This is a genomic window from Erythrobacter rubeus (assembly GCF_014705715.1).
Classification (GTDB): Bacteria; Pseudomonadota; Alphaproteobacteria; order Sphingomonadales; family Sphingomonadaceae; genus Erythrobacter; species Erythrobacter rubeus.
The window spans coordinates 1300759-1318330 of the sequence record NZ_JACXLC010000001.1 but is presented as its reverse complement, the minus strand read 5'-3'; the positions used below and the strand labels follow the sequence as shown (position 1 = coordinate 1318330).

At 60.0% G+C, this 17572-nt stretch carries 12 protein-coding genes; all 12 read right to left on the bottom strand.

The features are described 5' to 3' along the window. Window positions 1–12: 12 nt before the first annotated feature. Window positions 13–2256 carry a DUF11 domain-containing protein gene (locus tag IB285_RS06425; RefSeq protein WP_234033080.1) on the bottom strand — a complete coding sequence of 748 codons (2244 nt, stop codon included), beginning with the start codon at window positions 2254–2256 and terminating at the stop codon, window positions 13–15. Continuing rightward, window positions 2253–7442, bottom strand: coding sequence for a DUF11 domain-containing protein (locus tag IB285_RS06420; protein ID WP_190787399.1), 5190 nt, complete (start codon window positions 7440–7442; stop codon window positions 2253–2255). The genes IB285_RS06425 and IB285_RS06420 overlap by 4 nt, the downstream gene beginning before the upstream one ends. 45 nt (window positions 7443–7487) lie before the next feature. Then, the gene (locus IB285_RS06415) at window positions 7488–8621 is read right to left on the bottom strand and encodes a DUF11 domain-containing protein (protein WP_190787398.1); all 1134 of its coding nucleotides are present in this window, start codon (window positions 8619–8621) and stop codon (window positions 7488–7490) included. Window positions 8622–8689: 68 nt separating this feature from the next. Continuing rightward, a complete protein-coding gene (locus tag IB285_RS06410; RefSeq protein WP_190787397.1) occupies window positions 8690–9196 on the bottom strand; it encodes a hypothetical protein in 507 nt (168 codons plus the stop codon). Between the two features lie 20 nt (window positions 9197–9216). Beyond that, a complete protein-coding gene (locus IB285_RS06405; RefSeq protein ID WP_190787396.1) occupies window positions 9217–10200 on the bottom strand; it encodes a hypothetical protein in 984 nt (327 codons plus the stop codon). A 115-nt stretch (window positions 10201–10315) separates the two neighbouring features. Next, a complete protein-coding gene (locus tag IB285_RS06400; RefSeq protein ID WP_190787395.1) occupies window positions 10316–11074 on the bottom strand; it encodes a glutathione S-transferase family protein in 759 nt (252 codons plus the stop codon). A 3-nt stretch (window positions 11075–11077) separates the two neighbouring features. Then, window positions 11078–12439: an MFS transporter gene (locus tag IB285_RS06395; RefSeq protein ID WP_190787394.1), complete on the bottom strand. Its 1362-nt coding sequence runs from the start codon at window positions 12437–12439 to the stop codon at window positions 11078–11080. Continuing rightward, a complete protein-coding gene (locus IB285_RS06390) occupies window positions 12436–13998 on the bottom strand; it encodes a sulfatase family protein (protein WP_190787393.1) in 1563 nt (520 codons plus the stop codon). The genes IB285_RS06395 and IB285_RS06390 overlap by 4 nt, the downstream gene beginning before the upstream one ends. Beyond that, window positions 13995–14813, bottom strand: a complete 819-nt coding sequence (locus tag IB285_RS06385; RefSeq protein WP_190787392.1) for a glutathione S-transferase family protein — start codon at window positions 14811–14813, stop codon at window positions 13995–13997. The genes IB285_RS06390 and IB285_RS06385 overlap by 4 nt, the downstream gene beginning before the upstream one ends. Then, window positions 14813–15694 carry a fumarylacetoacetate hydrolase family protein gene (locus IB285_RS06380; RefSeq protein WP_190787391.1) on the bottom strand — a complete coding sequence of 294 codons (882 nt, stop codon included), beginning with the start codon at window positions 15692–15694 and terminating at the stop codon, window positions 14813–14815. Before IB285_RS06380 ends, IB285_RS06385 begins: the two co-directional genes overlap by 1 nt. Continuing rightward, window positions 15691–16635 carry a VOC family protein gene (locus IB285_RS06375; protein ID WP_190787390.1) on the bottom strand — a complete coding sequence of 315 codons (945 nt, stop codon included), beginning with the start codon at window positions 16633–16635 and terminating at the stop codon, window positions 15691–15693. The genes IB285_RS06380 and IB285_RS06375 overlap by 4 nt, the downstream gene beginning before the upstream one ends. Further along, entirely contained in the window at window positions 16632–17570 is a 939-nt protein-coding gene (locus tag IB285_RS06370; protein ID WP_190787389.1) for a haloalkane dehalogenase, read from the bottom strand. The genes IB285_RS06375 and IB285_RS06370 overlap by 4 nt, the downstream gene beginning before the upstream one ends. Window positions 17571–17572: the final 2 nt, after the last annotated feature.

Here is a 17572-nt window from a genome sequence, read left to right as displayed (position 1 = left end):
GGCATCGATATCTCATTCTACGCGGAAACGAGCGCGTAGTTCGAAAGCGCCTGCCGGAAGGAAGGTGCCTTTCGGATTGACCCGGAACGCCGTTATGGCTTGGTCGCAGCCGTCGCCATCGGCAACCGGCGTGTAGGTCCATGTGCTGCCGCTATCGTTTGAGAATTCCAAATCGTCAGCGGCCGAACTCAGGGTCTGGAAATTGTATGTGAGGCCGGAGCTTCCCGACCCATCCGAGAACCTCACAGGTCCGCCGGCGCTCGGAAGTAGGCATAGGGTGGTGTCACCGGACGGTACGTCGGTCACAAACACGCTGTCCGCGTCGCTGCTCCCATCGCCGCTGTTCTGCACGCTGATGAGATATTCGACGATCGCGCCGGGGATTGCTTTGGGATTGGTAGTACCGTTGACAGGATCCGAGATGATCGAACTGATCTTGGTGACCGAAAGGGAGGGGAGGGACGGCGTGCAGAATGCAAGATCGTGCAATCCTATGCCTTGGTTGGTTGGATTGGCAGGTGCGCCCGGTCCGTTCCCATATTCGATGATGATGGTATCTACAGGATCGGAGAAAGTGACCGTGACATTGCCGAGCCCCTGCGTGTCGGATGATCCCCCATTCCCAAGTGCGGTATCACCGCTCACGGTATTGGACGCGCTCCCGGTAAGCAGTGCATCGACCCGAACGCCGCTTCTCTGGCCGTAAACGGTCACTCGGTCCTCAAACCCGGATGAGGAGTCGACATCGAAGACTTGAAATTGAGCGCCCGTTATCAATTGCGGAAGCGTAATGGTGGTGACGCTTTGCTGAACCCGATTATCGCGATTGACGTGGTAGATGAGCGAACTTCCGCCGTCACTGAAACCGCCCGTCATGGTCGCCGAGGTACCGGGAACTGCGCCGCCATAACGCGTCACGGGAACCCAAGCTCCCTCGTTCGTGATCGAAAAGCCAATCGTCCCAAGAGTGCCCAGAGTGTAACTGTTGCTGGTACTACCACGCGGCCAGGAGATCGATCCCCAACGGAAAAACGATGTTCCGTTGGGGCAAAAAAGCTCCGGCGGAACGCCTGCGGAGTTTGTGGCCACCGTAAAGCTGGACGATGCGTAATCGTCCTCGCTGGTGATCGCATTGTTTACCGTTGAGTCCGGGTCATCAACGCTGCTGGCAACAATTTCAGCCGTGTTGGTAATGGTCGTGCCAGCCGGAGCCACCACTCGTCCGGTCAAATCGATCGATGCACTGGTCCCGGGAGCAAGCGCTCCGACGCTCCATTCCCCCGTGCCCGAATTGAAGGTCCCATCACCGCTCGCGTTGGTGAAGGAGAATTCGGGTGGAAAGGCATCGCGCACCAGAATGCCGTTTGCTGTCGTGCCGGACGTGCTTGCGTTTGAAACCGTCAGGCGCCAGGTGGCTGCTCCTCCATTGGTCGGTGCACTACCTATCAGCTGCTTTGCCAGCGACAGGTCTGCGGAATTCTCACCGAATACGAGATCTGAGACTGTTGCGAATTGTGCGATCGGATCTCCCGTCCCGGTATAACTGAAATAGACGATCCTTATCTGGCGAACCTCCGTCGAACCAAAGTCAAACGCAAGATTGCCATCGCTGGCAGCCGTGGCTGAGGCACCTATCCCGGTCCACCCATTGACGGTCGCGTCATTTGTGCGGCTGACAGTGGTGTTGGCTGTCCAGAATGAGTTGGTCGAGGCCGCGTTGGAGAATGCGCCAGACAAGTTTGGTGAGTGGAAGACCTCGATAGCATCTCGCCAAGGGCCTGAATCGATATCGCTTACAGTAAAGCGGAGATTCCGAACCGCTCGATCAAGGGTGATGGTGATTGTGATCTTATCCCGCGGATCGAAGCTCGAATTGTCGAAGCTTGTGACAAGCGGGGAAGGGTTGCCCCCGACGGTGCCGCTGAAATAGCTTACGAAATCGCCTCCGAAAGCAGGATCGAAGCTTCCGGATCCCTCGGTTTCGACGGACCAGGTCACTGTGGCGGTTGTGCCGTCCGAGCCGGCAACGGTCGTCCCGCTGGGGAAGGGGGTCAGACTGCTTACACCAGCATCCGCCCAATCGATCTCTGCATCTTGCGCCCGCGCCTCATTGGCAGCCGCAAGCAGCGAGGCAACCAGAACGAGCAGGATAACTGCAAGACTATGAAGGCAGCGATGCGCGTGACGAAGCATAAAGCCCGCGTACCGCAGCATGGTAAACAGGGCGTTTACTTCGTAGGATGTCGAGGGGCTCATCGGCGTTCTCCATTGAGCCCGAGGAAGCCAAATGTGTCCGCGTCAAACTTCAGGCGGATCGCTGCAAAAACGCCTTGTTCAGTGTTGCGTGCGGCCGCAAAATCGCCGTCGCGGAAGCCGTCTACGTTGTACCCCAGAGTCAAAAGCACGCCATCCGCAGGGACGAATCCAACGCGCGGGCCGTAGGAGAAACTCGTCACGTCGTCGTCAAGATTGCTCCGCACAGTGCCGCCGGCGCCGATTTCGAATTGGTCGGTAATCCCGATCCGTGCGTCGGCTCCGACAAGCAGGGTGGTTCCAGAGAACTCAATGCCTTCGAACTGGTCGAAATTGTACCGACCGCCAATGAAAAGCGTATACTCGTCGCGGCGGGTTTCGTGCTCGATGCCAAGTTCGTTGATATCGTTGCCACGCGGAGACCAGTTGGTCGACCAGCTCGCCACCAGGCGGCGTGACGTTGCATCGCCGTCAACGATCAGTGCGGTCCGTCCGGCTGCGCCGGCTTGACCTGCGACAGCGCCCGTTACCCGGTCGCTGCGATATTCGAGTTTGCCCAACATGGCGATTTCCGAAGCATCGGGGCGGTGGGCTAACGCGATGCTTGCGTCGAAAATCTCTGTTGTCGGGCCATCTTCATTTTCTGCGCGGGTCCACGTTGCGCCGGATCCGACGATGCTGCCTTCACCCAGCTGACGGATCGCGCCAAAGGTGACGCCTGCGCGGTCGGCTTCCTCGCCATCGCGATATTCACCGCGGCCAGTAATGCTCCAGCGATCCCTGCGCCACCCTGCGCCAAGGGTGAGTGCCGTGAAGTCTTCGAACAGATTATTTCCGGTAAGCTGTCCGCCTGTCGCGACTGGCTGGCCCGTGTTCACGACATCCGCGACATCCGGCGCGCCGCCAATGGTGCGGTTGCCGTCAATGGTCGCATCGAGAGTGAGCGACTTCGTCACTTGCAGGGTCTGTGACAGGCCGAAGGTGGCAAAGGAGCGATCACCGAATTCATCGATCGTCTCCTGCCCCAGAGTGGTGATGATGCGTCCACCCTGCCACGGGGCGACTTCGACGCCACCACGCAGCTGGCGGGCTTCGATATCCTCGCCATCTGCAAATTCGTAAGTGCCGACTAGGCGAATATCGTCGGTGATCGCATAACGAGCGCCAAAGCGATGCCTCGACGGCAGGTCCACGCTCTCTGCATCATCCAGCGCAATGGAGCTGGAGACGCTGAGCTCAAGCTTGCTATCGATAAGCCGGTGCAGGGCTCCGCCGTCGAGCACGGTCGACGTGTTGGTCGAACCATCTGCAAGCCGGTCGTCGAAATGTGTGATGCCGATATGCAGGTCTGTCCGCTGGCGGCTCAGATTTACCTTTGTCTGCGCAGCACGGCGCCTGGAGGTGTCCGTCAGGCTATCGTCCTGCCAGATGCTGCTGACGACGCTCAACTCGTCAGTGATGAGCACGCGTCCATCAACGCCAACCTTGCGGCGTCCCAATTCTACGCCATTTTGCTGGCCCACACCGTAATCGGCATCGAGCTGACTTGCGTAGGCGAGGATATCGAGCGAGCCTGTCTGATGCTGTGCTTCCACCATCCAGCCGGTCGCGGTTTCACCTTCGCTCCGGCTGGCTGCGATTTCCGCGCGAAGCTCGGTCGAGTCGCCCAGTTTGGCCAGCACATCTACGGTGCCGATATTGGTTCGGTCACTCTCTTCCTCATCGCTGATCGCAGTCGCGCCGATGCGAAGCGCGCCGTTATCGCTTGTCCAGTCGACCCGGGCCCCCGCGTTCAATTCCGACGCACCCAATCCATCGATTTCGTAATCGATTACAATGAATTGCGGGTTCAAATCAACATCACGGCTGAGGATGGGTTCGTTGAACGTGATCGTGCCTGAAAGAAGGTCGAGATTGTAGTCAATGAAGCGTTCAAGCGTCTGACTTGAAACGATAATTTCCGAACGGAAGCGGTCGCGCACCTCGATGGTCACGCGTTCGCTGTTTGGCAGAATGCGCCGGCTGTCCAGCTCGTATGGACCGGAGATACCCTGTCCCTGAATCTCTTCGCGCTGAAAACGACTGGCGATCTCGGCTGCAAACCCCTGCGCTTTGAATTGTCCGATCCGCGCTTCGCCTTTCACGCCGGTTGCGGTGCGATTGTATCGTCCGAGCCGTGTCTGGTTAAACTCCGTCGCGAAGTCACCGTACAATGCGTAAAATGTCGATGTCTCGATCCGCACGTAAAGGTTCTCGCGGCTCGCGGCATCGAAGCGGCGCGCGGAGCCATCGCCGAACACCGTGTAATAAGCTTGCGGATCGAGAGCCCCCAGAACCCGCTGATCCTCGCGCTGTTTCGCGCTGTCATAGGCGAGCGTCAGGAGATATTTCCCCAGCACCCTGCCTTTTGCATACAGCGCCACGCGCGCGTCGTCGCCCAGATCGCTGGCGAAGCGGCTCGAACGCTCCATGTTGTCTGCAACGGAGCGAGCACCGACGGTTCCTTCGACCAGGCCCACAATCGTCCATTCGACTTCACCGGGCTCGATCCAGGCTTCGATCTCCTGCTCGCGCGAAACTTCGCCATCATCGAACGCAAAATTCAGCCGCAGCGAGCCGCTGACCATTGTCGGTGCCAGTTCGATCAGCGCAACACCTTCCGTACCCCTAACCACCCAGCGCGCGGAACTTGGCTCCAGACCGGTCAGCTGATTGAGCTGCTGGCGGTCGAGCTGCTCGGCGCTTTCGTATGGCGCGTTGAGATCGAAGTTCCCCGAGACGCCCTCGCGCAGCGGGCGATCGTTTCGGTCAAGCACGCGAATGGCGATTACGGGCCGAGTGCGGCCATCGGCGATAAGGTTGGAAAGCTCCGGAACAAGCTCAACCTTGGTCGGCGTGGTGGTGAAGAAGACATCGCGAGTGAACGTTTGCGATACTTCTCCGAAGGAATTGATCACTTCGGCGGTGAGGGTGGTCTTCTCGCCGTCGAGCGGAACGCCGCGCCATTCGCTGACGGCAAATTTTCCGGCTTCGGGCGTGAGGGTACCGTCGAATGCGAGCGGATTAACGGTTTCCCCGTCGACCTTGAGCGTGATCGTCTGACCTCGACGATGCCGGATCGCCACGCGGATCGCCGGCGCGCGGGGGTTCGCATCGATTGCTGGCGTAAGGAAGCCGTCTTCTCCGTCGCCGAGCGCAATCCAGTTGGTGTTCGGAGCATTCTCGCGCACTGCCGCGGGCGCGGTCGCGGCTTTTGCAGTTGTTTCGGGTACGCCAGCTTCAATCAGCGCTTCGGCATCTCCCCCGAGAGCTTCGCCGAGCGCGATAGCATTGACCGCCCGCGCTCCAACCGCCTCGGGACGCGTTTCAGCGTATTGTGCAGCTGTTTCGAGACCGCCCTCAGGGACGATCGCGTGAAAATCGGCGACAAGCAGGCTACCGCCCTGGCCGATGACGAAACGCGAACTCGCGCTACCCGCATTGCGGGTTGAGCGATGACAATCGACCAGTTGGGAGCCTTCGGGCAAGGTCATTTTAGAAACCTGCACGACATGTGTGCCCGGAACGACGCCTTCGAAGTGATAGCGGCCGTCCGCATCGGTAATTGCAAAGCTGCCATCTTCCAGGACAACCCGAACGCCCGGAATTCCGCGGCGCGGATTGTCGAGGGTGTCCAGACGCGAGCAGCGGCCTTCCGTGATACGGCCGATGATCGTAAGCCGGTCCGCAATCGTCTCGCGGTCGATATCGATTGCCGCGCTTGCCTGAATCGTGCGGCCCAGCGAATCTGTCGCCTCCGCATCATTGATTGCGCGTCCTGGTGCGGCATCGGGTCGTACCGTGGTCGCGTAAGTAACGCGCTTCGATGCACCGCCAGCGATGTCGCCGAGCGATACCGTCAACGAGCTCCCATCGGGAGCAAAGGTTATGGCTTCTGGCGCTTCAAGGCCGTCGATGCGGACCGTATCGGGGCGAAAACGCAGCGCACTGGAAGGGATATCGGTGAGGACCACGTCGCGCTTGATCCGGGTCGGGTCACTGTTGCGCGCGGTCACCGAGTAGAACACGACATCGCCCGGTAAGACGCGCTGGCGCGATGCCGCCTTGGTCAGCTCGATTGCCAGACTAGGCCGATCGAGCGGGATATCAACCTGCACGGGGGCTGCACTGTCGAGCGAGAACACCTCACCATATGACCCTCTCGAAATGACGAAGGCCCGGCCATCCGGGTGCGAAAGGCGGGCGAGGTTTTCGGACGAAACGACAGAAGGAGCGGTATAGGGCTCGGGCGGCTCTATCAGCAGGCGATAATTGCCGAGCGCAGTCAGAGGAAACCAGAATTCGCCAGGCTTCATCGGAAAGATGTTGCCAGCGCCATCGGTGATGGGTTGACCCGAGATCACTGTCGACGGCCAAGGCGTAACGCCATCCTCTGCAAACACGACCGCAGGCAGTCCGGTATCTGCGTCGATCAGAGTGACACGCGCGCCATCGATCGGTTCCGCGGTTTCACTGTCGAACACAACCCCAAACGGATCTGCCAGAACGTCGACGGAAGTGCTGACGATTACGCTTTCACCGTCCGGCGGAAATGCTTCGATCTCGATCGCGCTTCCGTTCACCACGCTGAGCTGGCAGTCGCCCTCGACAGAATTTGGCAACGTGCGAATAGTGTTGATCTGCCCATCGAAAAGGCCGGTATCCGGTCCTGTTTCGTAAATGGTCAGGGTTTCGCGATCGCCACCGGATGTTGTTATGACAACGTCGAGCGTGTCGACAGTTTCTGGATCAGTGTTTGCGGCAAGTGCGATGATTTCGAAAATCAGCGTTTGGCCGGCATTGATCGTGTTGGTTTCATCCGCCAATGCGACGATCTGGGTTGGCTCCGAAGACGCGCTGTCCGGCCCATCGATGACCACACTTTGCGTGCCTCCTGAGGCCGAAGTGCAAATCGGCGCGCGGAAATCGAAATTCACTGCTCCCCCGGGATTGGGACGATAAGCGAAGATCTCTGGTGGTGGGAAGGTGACGTCGATCGAAACCGTGTTTGACGAAGTGCTTTCTTCCAGACCACCGAACTGCCAACTCGCGTCGGCGGTATTGGTGATGGTATGGGTTACCTCTTGCGCAGACACGGCCCCTGCAGACACGACAAATGGCAGCAGCACTGCAAGTAGTGCTGCTGCCATCCGTTTCGGCAGGGAGTTTACACGCAAGATTTTCCCTGGACGATCTTAGTTGATCGTCACCCGGAAATAGACCCCGAGGGTCGTAGCGGCAGGGATGTCGTTCAGCTCGCCCGTGATCAGGTCGAGACCGCCCGTGCCGCCATCTTCGGTGAACGTGCCCGTCTGCGGGGTCGCGGCTTCGCCGTCAGTCCCGCCCGAGCAAGTCGCTACGTCATCGCTGGTCGTCGCAGTGCCCTGATCCGCGATCGAGGCGCTGGCATTTACGAAGATACCGAAATCATCTTCTGCGAATGTCACATCCGCAGGAAGATCATCGCTTACGACAACGCTTGTCGCTGTTGCAGCGCCGGTCGCATTCGAAACTGCGATACAATATTCGATAACCGCGCCCGGAATTGCCTTGGGATTGGTCGTGCCATTGACTGGGTCACTGACGATACGGCTCGATTTGACCACAGAGACATTCGCGCCTGCGACGATGAAATCACCGGTATCGGAGAAATCGCCGGCATTTGCGGCGTCGGTATCACCTGCGCCATCGAACAGAACCGTGTCGACGCCATTGGTGTTAGCGCCAGCAGTGGCGGTAATCTCTGCACCAAGGTTGCCAGCATCGCCGCCTTCATGAGCATCTGCCGTCAAAACAACGTCGAAAGTATCGGCGTTGACCGCGTCTAGATTGATATCGGCAACGACCAGAACCGCGATCGTCTGGGTTCCGGTGCCATCATCCGACGCAACCTCATCAAGATAGGTGATCGGTCCTGCGGAAAGCTCACTGGCATCAAGCGCGCCGTCGCCATCGCTATCGAGATAAATCTCGAAATTGTCGATGTTTGCAGCGTTTCCGCCTGAAAGAGCTGTCGAAAGGTCGAGATCGACGACTGCATTCGACAGGTTAGTCACATCAAAGGCGAGTACCGCATTTTCCTGACCCGGAGAAACCGAGGTCGGCGATGCGCCAGTGAACTGGACGTTGACGTTGATCCGGCGGTCAACGGTAAACGTGTCGCTTGCAGTGACTTCGACCTGATCGACTCCGCCAACCTGATAGCTGACCGAAACGTTGTTGGTGATCGTATCACCAGCGGTGGTCCCCTGGGCCATCGCTGGTGTGCTGGTCATCGCGATGAGCGCAATCGAGCTCACCGCACCCAGCAACTGGGTGGTGGTTTTCATTTCATTTTCCTTGCGTGTGCCCCGCGTCGAAAGACCGCCCGCAGGACTTGGCGGTTACCTTCCGCTAGTCAGCGAATGATGGCTTGATATTCGAGACGGCCGCTTTCGCCGGGCGCGATAGCGTCAAGCGTCCAGCGAACATGCGTCACATCGGCATGAATCGCCGATCGTTCAGCACCGTTTGCGGAAACGATGGTGAGGTTGGCCAAAATGCCCCATGTTTTTGCCCCATCGACCGACACGACCAGTTCGGCATCGGCATCGGGTGCAAGACGGACGGCCTCGGGCAGCGGGTTCGTGACCGTGAAGTTGGTGACGGCTTCGGCGCTGCTGTTCTTGTACATCGTACCGAAGACCAGACGGTCGCCTGGCACGATAAGGTCGGGCTCGACAAGTTCGATGCGCTCAACGCCAGAGGCGTCGGAAACGGTTTTTGCCAGAAGCACATCGCCCGACAATTCGACCGGGGTCGTCGCCCCCAATGTTTCGCCTGGCCCCGCGTCCTGAGCGAAGGCAGGCGCTGCGAAAAGCGATGTTGCACATAATGCTGCGGCAAATTTTGCGAATGTATTCATGGTTTTACCCCCGGTTTGTTTTAGTTTATCGTTACGTCAAAAGTGATTGTTTGCGATGTCCCGCCCGAAACAGTGCCGAGATCGACGCTGATGCCGGATGCGTTGGACGCCTGACCTGCGTCGTCACCCGCGGCATCGGTCAGCGACGCGCCGCCGAGCGCGAGCGTTCCGGCAACGTATGTTGTGTCGGTTGGGATGGCGTCGGCGACGACGAGGTCGTCCACAGAGCCGCTTCCGGCAACTTCGGCGACGATCGTGAAGGTGACCACTGCACCGGGAACGGCGCTGTCGCCACCAAAGGGATCGGCAATAGTTGCGGACTTAGTGAGATCGACCGTGGTGATACCGACCGCGAGCGATCCGGTGGCGCTTGCGGTCGCAGCGGTCGTGCCGACCACTGCGTCTGCACCACCAACACCTGCACCGGCAAAAACGGTGCCAGGCGTGCCGGTTCCGGTTTGAGCCGCGGCAGTCAGCTGCACTTGGCTCTGGTCACCGTCGGCAACACCGGATGGCACAGTGGCGATGACGAAGACCGTGATGGCGTCGTCAGCCGCGAGCGAAGAGGTTGTCTCTGGTCCGGTAAGGATCTCATCGACACCTTCGTCATAAACGCCGTTTTCGTTGGTATCGACTGCGATGCTTTCAATCACCGTCTCAAATTCGTTTCCGGGAACGGTGGGATTTGCGGTCAATTCGAACGCTTCCGGTCCATTTCCGGTGTTTGTGACCTCGAAGGTCAACACGACCTCACCCGGTGCTGCGCTGATCGGCCCGGCGTCGAGCGACGTCGTGGTTACGTCCAGAAGCTCATCAACCCGAACTGTGACGGTGTTGGAATCAACCGTGACCGAACCGGCACCGCCATCGTAGGTTGCCGTAGCGGTATTCTCGATCAGCGAGCCCGCATCCACGCCCTCAGCAAGTGCTGCCGACGAGACACCGGCAACAGATACAGTTAATGCGGTAGCGCCAAGCTGGATAAGGGATTGTGCGTATTTCATGGCCCCGCCTTAGCGAAGGCGGGTTATTGAAAGGTTACTCCGGCCCCGGTTTCACGTTAACATTTGGGCCATTCTGAGGACGTGTTTTTCGATGGGCTTGGAAGTGGTGCGCTCTTCAGCCCGGTGCGTATTGCGTCACCGCGCTGACGAAAGCCGGGCGCGCGACGACGCGATCGCGCCACTCCTCGAACGCGCGCCAATCGCTTGTGTCGAAGCGCGCTTGCATGAGCCGCAGCGCGTTGACGCTCCAGCTGATGTCCGCGAGTCCGAATTGCTCGCCCAGCAGCCATGATCCCGCATCGCCGAGGCAGGCGTCGAGCCGGGCGAGCATGCCCCGCATGTTTTGCTGCGCGATCGCCACACGCTCCTGCCAGGCCGCCCCATCCTCGCTGAAGTCCCGCATGAATGCGACGAGCTCGGGGCGCGCTCCCTCTGACCCCATGGCCGCCACATCATCGGCTGTGACCTTGCGAACTGGCTTGAACAGCAACTCGTGACTGAGCACCTTGATCGCGGGCTGCGCTTCGTCCGAAAGCATGAGAAGCTCTTCCAGCTGCACCGCCGTCCTATCGGATTGTGCGCTGAGGTGCGGGCCTTCGAAAGCTCCATCGATATAGGCAATGATGTCGTTGGATTCGATAATGACCGTGCCGTCGTGCACGAGGGTCGGGACAACGCCGTTCGGGTTCAGCTCGCGATATTCGGCGGTCATGTGCTCGCGCGCGGGCAGGTTCAAATGGTGCGAGGTCCACTCGATGCCCTTCTCCTCGAGAGCGAAGCGGACCCGCTGAGAGCAGTTCGACATGAAGAAATGAAACAAGTGAACACCGACAAGCGATTTCGCGAGCGTGCTGTTGGTCTGATGCACACCCATCGGTCAGCGCGCTCCCGCCGGCTCTGCCTGTCCGATTTCCGAAACCAGCCGGGCATGAGCCTCGTGACCGAGGTCGAAGCGCGCCAGCAGCATGATAACGATCGCCGAGCCCGCAGCGGGCAGTAGCGTCATGATGGTCTTGATGCCGGTCAGAGTCTCCGGCGACTGATCGGTGTTGGCGACAAAACCGACTGCGCCAAGCAAAAGGCCCAGTAGCCCTGCACCGAGCCCGTTCCCCGCTTTTGCGGAAAAGGTGAAGCATCCAAACACTCCGGCCTCCACCCGCTTGCCGGTCTTCCATTGTCCGTATTCTACGACGTCGGGCACGAGCGCCAGGGTCAATACGTTGGCGCCGCCTGCGCCGATACCGATGATCGCCATGAGGCCGAGCAGCACAGGCCTCGCGGTACCGTCGTAGAGATAGAACAAGACCAATCCCGTCAGGATCGTGGCATGTGCAAGCTGAAGCAAACGCGCCTTGTCCACCTTTCGCCCCGTGAGACCCCACAGCGGAATGGAAAGCGCCGTCGCCAGGGTGAACGTCAAGAGCGCAATACCGCCGAAAGCTTCATCGCCCAAATTGTACTTCGCGAAATATAGGACCGTTTTCGCAAAGCTCGGCAGCAACATGACCGCGACGATCCCGACGGCCAGCAATATCCAGAGATAGTGATTGGTGCTGAGGTTCGACCACGCCTCCATCGGCGTGAGTTGTGCCTCGCCCCGACCGGTCTCGACGGTATCGAGGCGCCGGAAGAACCAGGCGCACTGCCATAACGCCAAGACGGCGATGACCGCGCCTATGCCAGCATAGAGCGTGAACCGGTCGTAATTGCTCCCATCGCCTGAAAGAATGGGTCGAACCGCGATTGCGATGGCGACCATTGCGAAGGCGTTGAAGAACATCTTCGCCCCGGCAATAGCCGACCTTTCCGAAGACGATGATGTGACCCGCGCCATCAGGCCGTTATGCGGCACGTCGACTACGGTCAGCGCGGTCCTGAAGAAGATCGCGACCAACAACGCGCTCCATGCCGCTGCCGGCCCCTGAAGCCCGAAATCGGTGAAGAAGAACACAAAGGCGAGCGAGGCAATCGGGGCCGCGAAGAAGATGTAGGGGACGTATTTCCCCCACGGCAATCGCGTGCGGTCCATCCAGTATCCGACCAGTGGATCGGTCACGGCGTCCCAGATCATCGGTGCGAGGATGACCAGTCCTGCCGTCGCAGGAGGAATGTCCAGCACCTCGGTCAGGAAGAAAAGCCAGACCAAGTTCGGGCCGTGAATGAAGAGCGCCTTGCCGAATTCGCTCACGCCATAGCTGAGCTTGTATTTCGCGGGCAGCTTTGTCGCCTGATCGCTCATGCTTGCGCCTTCGGCTTGCGGACGGTTCGAGCAGCCTCGATCATCGCCTGATTGAGCGCGTTGGTCATCTCCTGGCGAAGCGCAGCATGATCTTTGTCGCCGAACCTGTTGTGCAACTCGTCGGGGTCCTGATCGGTCTGGTAGAGTTCCCCGTCACCAGCATTGCCGTACCGCACAGTAAGACGTGCGTTCCCGGTCACGAGCGAGCGCAAATTAATCGGTGCGCCGATAGTCGGATCGGGGAAGATATGCTCTTCCTCGATTAGGATGCTGTCGCGGACTCTAGCGTCGTGGTCCGCGAGGATAGGCGTAAGGTCGCGGCCGGTCATATTGTAGCTCGGGCGATTCCCCGTCATTGCCATGATCGTGGCAGCAATATCGGTCGACGAGGCAAGCGCATCGGTGCGTCCGGCGGCGATGCCGGGGCCAGCCACAACCAGCGGCACCCTGATACAGCCTTCGTAATGCATTCCCACTTTCAACATCAGGCCGTGATCGCCGAACATGTCGCCGTGGTCGGAGGTGAAGATGACAATCGTATCGTCCGCAACCCCCATCTCCTCCAGCTTGCCGAGGATAATTCCCACCGCATCGTCGATCATGGTGATCATGCCGTATTCGGCGGCCGCCATGCGTTTGAACTGCGCTTCGGTGGGGCTGAACGGCATCATGAGATGGGCGCCGTCCCCGCGCTCGCTGGCTAACAAGCGAATGAAGCTGGGTGACTTGGCGTGGTCGTCGAAAAACGTCGCCGGCAGTTCGATGTCCTCGGGCGAGTACATGTCCCAATATTTGCCGGGCGGGGTGAAGGGATGGTGCGGATCGGGGAAGCTGACCTTGAGGAGGAACGGATCGTCGCTCTCCCGCTGCGTATCGAGAAAAGCGCACGCTTCTTCGGCCACATAGGTGGTAGGATAGAGCTCTTCGGGCGTCGAAGTGTGCCACACCTGCTGCGTTTCGAACCCGCTTTCGCGCGCGACCTTCGGCCCCTGCAAGGTCTCTGGATCGACCCCTTTATCTAGCAGCCAGCGGTAATAGTGGCCCGAGCACAAATCCGAATGGAATATGGTCAGGCCGACATGGTCGAAGCCGTAGAAATCGGATGGAACCTCAACCTCGCCCGCGCGCCATGCGTCCATGTCTTCGAGCGCATCCCAGCCCTCCGGCCAGCTCGCCGCCATGCCATCTTCGAGGGGGTCGTCACCCAGAACCCGCCGTGTCGCCTCGGGCACGTCGTTCATGATCTGCAGGTGGGATTTCCCGATGAGCGCGGTTCGATAGCCTGCCTCCCGTGCACTGCGCGCAAAGGTGCGCGCGCCCCAGTCGAGCGAAATGCCGTTCATCGTCGAACCGTGTGCCGAGGGCATCAGGCCGGTCATGATCGAGGCCCTGTTCGGCATGCAGATCGGATTGGCAACATACGCTTTGTCGAACACCGTCCCGCGCGCAGCCAGCCCGTCGAGATGCGGTGTCTGCACCACGCGATTGCCTCCGAAACCGGTATGGTCGGCGCGGTGCTGGTCGGTCATGATCAGCAGAATGTTCGGGCGGCCGCTCACCCGGCCTGCGCAAGCTCTTCGCGCCAGCTGGCCATACGATCGGACACTTCCGCCGACTTCTCGTGCATCAGGCGCACGCGGTCGGGCTTTTCGACATTGGCGATAGCGACGGAATAGCTATCCCGCGCGCGCACGTCGTCCCACCACTTGGCTACGCGCTGCCTGTCATCCCAAAGCCATCCAAGCCCCAGATGCTCAAGCCGGTTGACGTACGGAATCCACGCAGCTTCGGCGAGCGAATAGGAGCCCGCGATAAAGCCTCTGGACGATTCCGCCAGCACCGCGTCAAGCTCGCCGAGTGCGGCATCGAATTCCTGAAGCGCCGTACCCACTGCCGGAAAATCTGCGCCTTGCTGGATCAGGCCCATCTTCGCCGCACGCGCCATCGGATCGGGCGTGCCGTCGATGAGCTTCTGGCCCTTGTCCGGGAGAGCAAGGTATTCGTGCCGGAACGCCAGCGCGAAGGACAACACGCCGGTCATCGCATGGAGACGATCGTCGAGCCGCTTCATCCATCCGCGCATTAACGCACGCGCCGCAGCGCTTTCGGGCCGGAGCGGCCTGCCGGGAAAGCCGTCTTCGAGATATTCGAGGATGATCGTGGATTCGGTGACAGTCGTCTCACCATGTACGAGAACCGGTACGACACCAGCCGGATTGAGCGCCAGGAATTCCGGCGTCTTCTGCTCCCCCGCTCTCAGGTCCAGCTCGACGCTCTCCCAATCGAGCGCCTTTTCGGCCAAGGCGATACGGACCTTCTGCGCACAGGTGGAGAGGTCGTTGTGATACAGCGTCAGGCCCGCATCGCCACTCATCAGCCTATCCTCGTCTCAGCATTTTCACGGGCGACCCGGTTTTCGATATGGCCGATGCCGTCGAACTCGATCCGTACGACATCGCCGACCTCCAGGAATTCCGGGGGCTTTTTTGCCACGCCAACACCGCCCGATGTCCCGGTGAAGATCAGATCGCCGGGCTCCAGCGTGAAGGCCTTGGTCAGTTCGACGATCTGGTCGTAGACGTCGAAGACAAGGTGCTTCGTGTTCGAGCGCTGCTTTTCCTCGCCATTCACGGTGCAGATGAAGCCGACATTGTGGCAATCTTCCAATTCATCCGGTGTAACGATCCAAGGCCCTGTGGGACCATGCGTGTCGAAGCTCTTACCGATTGTCATCGTGGGCGTTCTCAGCTGCCAGTCACGGACCGAAACATCGTTCCCGCAGGTGAAGCCGAACACGACCTCATGCGCGCGCTCGCGCGGCACATGCTTGCAGGTCTTGCCGATCACGGTGACCATCTCGGCTTCGAAATCGAGCTTGTCCGAGACCGCGGGCATGTTGATGTCGGCATAGGGACCGTTCACGCAGGTGCGCTGCTTGTTGAACCAGATCTGGTGCTCGGGTGTGCCCATCCCAGACTCTTTGATGTGATCGGCGTAATTCAGCCCGATGGCGAGGATCTTGCCCGGATTGAGGACGGGGGCCAGCAGTTCCACTTCATCGAGCGCGATGGCCGGCGCATCTGCCGCTGCTGTGCGCAGCTGGTCTAGCGCGCTTTCGCCACCGTTCATCAAAGCGATCATGTCGCCCGCAATGTCTTCTGCGCCGCGTAGGTCGCGGATGGCTGGAGAGCCGTCACCGCTCTCTACTACGCCAAGTCCGACTTTTCCTCCGTGTCGGAACGTTGCGAGTTTCATTTTCCGCCTCCCAGCATTGCGTGCGGTGGTCCCCATTGCGATCCGAGCAAGGCCATCAAGTCATGCGTGCCTTCCGGATCGCTGGAGTCGATGAGGTCGCCATCCGTCCAGTGTTCAAGTGTGAAACCGAAGGGGTCGCGCCAGTAATCGAAAATATGCGCGCCGAGCAGGTGCCGTCCGATGCCCCATTCCTGTTCATAGCCCTGCGCCTTGAGGTGATCTGCGCCCGCCATCAAACTGTCGAAGTCGGCCACTTCGAATGCCGCGTGCTCGATTTTCGCGACGCCGCCCGGGCTTTGCATGAGGAACAGGCTGTGATGGTCGGTCACTTCCTCGCCGCGGTCGCAGCGCAGGAAAGCGCCAACCGTCGTCTTGCCGTCGGGGCCGAGCACGCGGTCGGACATGAGGAGCCCGAAACGGTCCTGATACCAGGCAAGGCTGCTCTCGAAATCTGTCACCTGAAGCACGACATGGCCGAGCCTCAGCACCTGCGAAGGACCCTTGGGTACAGCGAGGCGCGATCGGGTGCGGGTGCGCGTACCGCTTTCATTGCGTCCCACAGGCGGAGCCTTTGGCCCGGGTGTGTGCTCTGGGTTGAGTGCACGTACGCTGAACCCGTCCGGATCGATCAAGCTGACGGACAATCCTTGGCCGTTCTCACGCGTTTCGGCATCTAGCTCATCCGCCAACGCTTCGATTTCGTTCGCTGAGGTGGCGGCAAACGAGAAGCCGGCAAATCGCGCTTCATCGTCGTCTGATGCTTCGGCAAGATAGGCGATGTTGCCATGGGCACCCCGAGCGATCAGGCGGTCATCGCTCCGTTCGACAGCAAAGCCGAAATCGATCAGGAATGCCTCCGCTTTGGCGAGATCCGGCAGCGCGAAACGAACATCGGCGACGTCGATCGCCTTGGCTATGGATGGATGCGATCGGGCCGTCATTGTGCAGCCTCTCGTGCCTGCGTTTGCGTTTCGGAGCCCTTTGCAAAGCCGATGATCGCCTCGGCAAGCTCGGGTCCGGCGTCCTCCTGGATGAAGTGGTGCCCGCCCTCGATGGTACGATGCGCCTGTCCCTTGGCACCCGGTATCCGGTTGCGCACGATCTCGTCCCATCCCGCAGTCACCGGGTCCTGGTCACCAAACAGCGTCAGTACAGGGCGGTCGAAGGTGCGCAGGATCTTCCAAGCCTCGCGGTTGTCCTTCGCGCCCGGATAGTTGCGCGCAATTGGCACCAGGCTCGGGAAAATGCGCGCGCCGGCCTTGTATTTGCGTGAGGGGAAGGGGGCATCGTAGGCCGCCATTTCACCTTCGCTGAGCTCGCGCGTGCTGGCCCGGTTGAGGATGCGGCCGATCGGGAAGACCGGCGAATACCGCGACATCCTGCGCCACCTCATGAACTGCTTGGACATCGGGGCGCCTTCGGGAAGACCAGTGTTGCTGATGACGAGCCGCGCGAAGCGATCCGGCTCGGCAGCCACCAGGCGCAGTCCGATCAGTCCGCCCCAATCCTGGCAGAAGAGCGTAATGTTATCGAGGTCCAGCTGCTCCAAGAAGGACAGCATCCACTCCACATGGCGGGCATAGGAATAGTCCGACTTGCGAGCAGGTTTGTCCGACTTGCCGAACCCGATGAGGTCCGGAGCGATGACGCGAAAACCGGCCTCCACCAGCGGCGGTATCATCGAGCGATAGAGGTAGGACCAGCTCGGTTCGCCATGCATCAGGAGGACGAGCGGCCCGTCCTGCGGCCCCTCGTCGAGATAATGCTGGCGAATGGGCCCCAGATCGGGATCGTCGATATCGATGTAGTTCGGCGCAAAAGGATAATCGGGCAAAGCCTCGAACCGATCCTCGGGGGTGCGCAGCACTCTTGCCATAG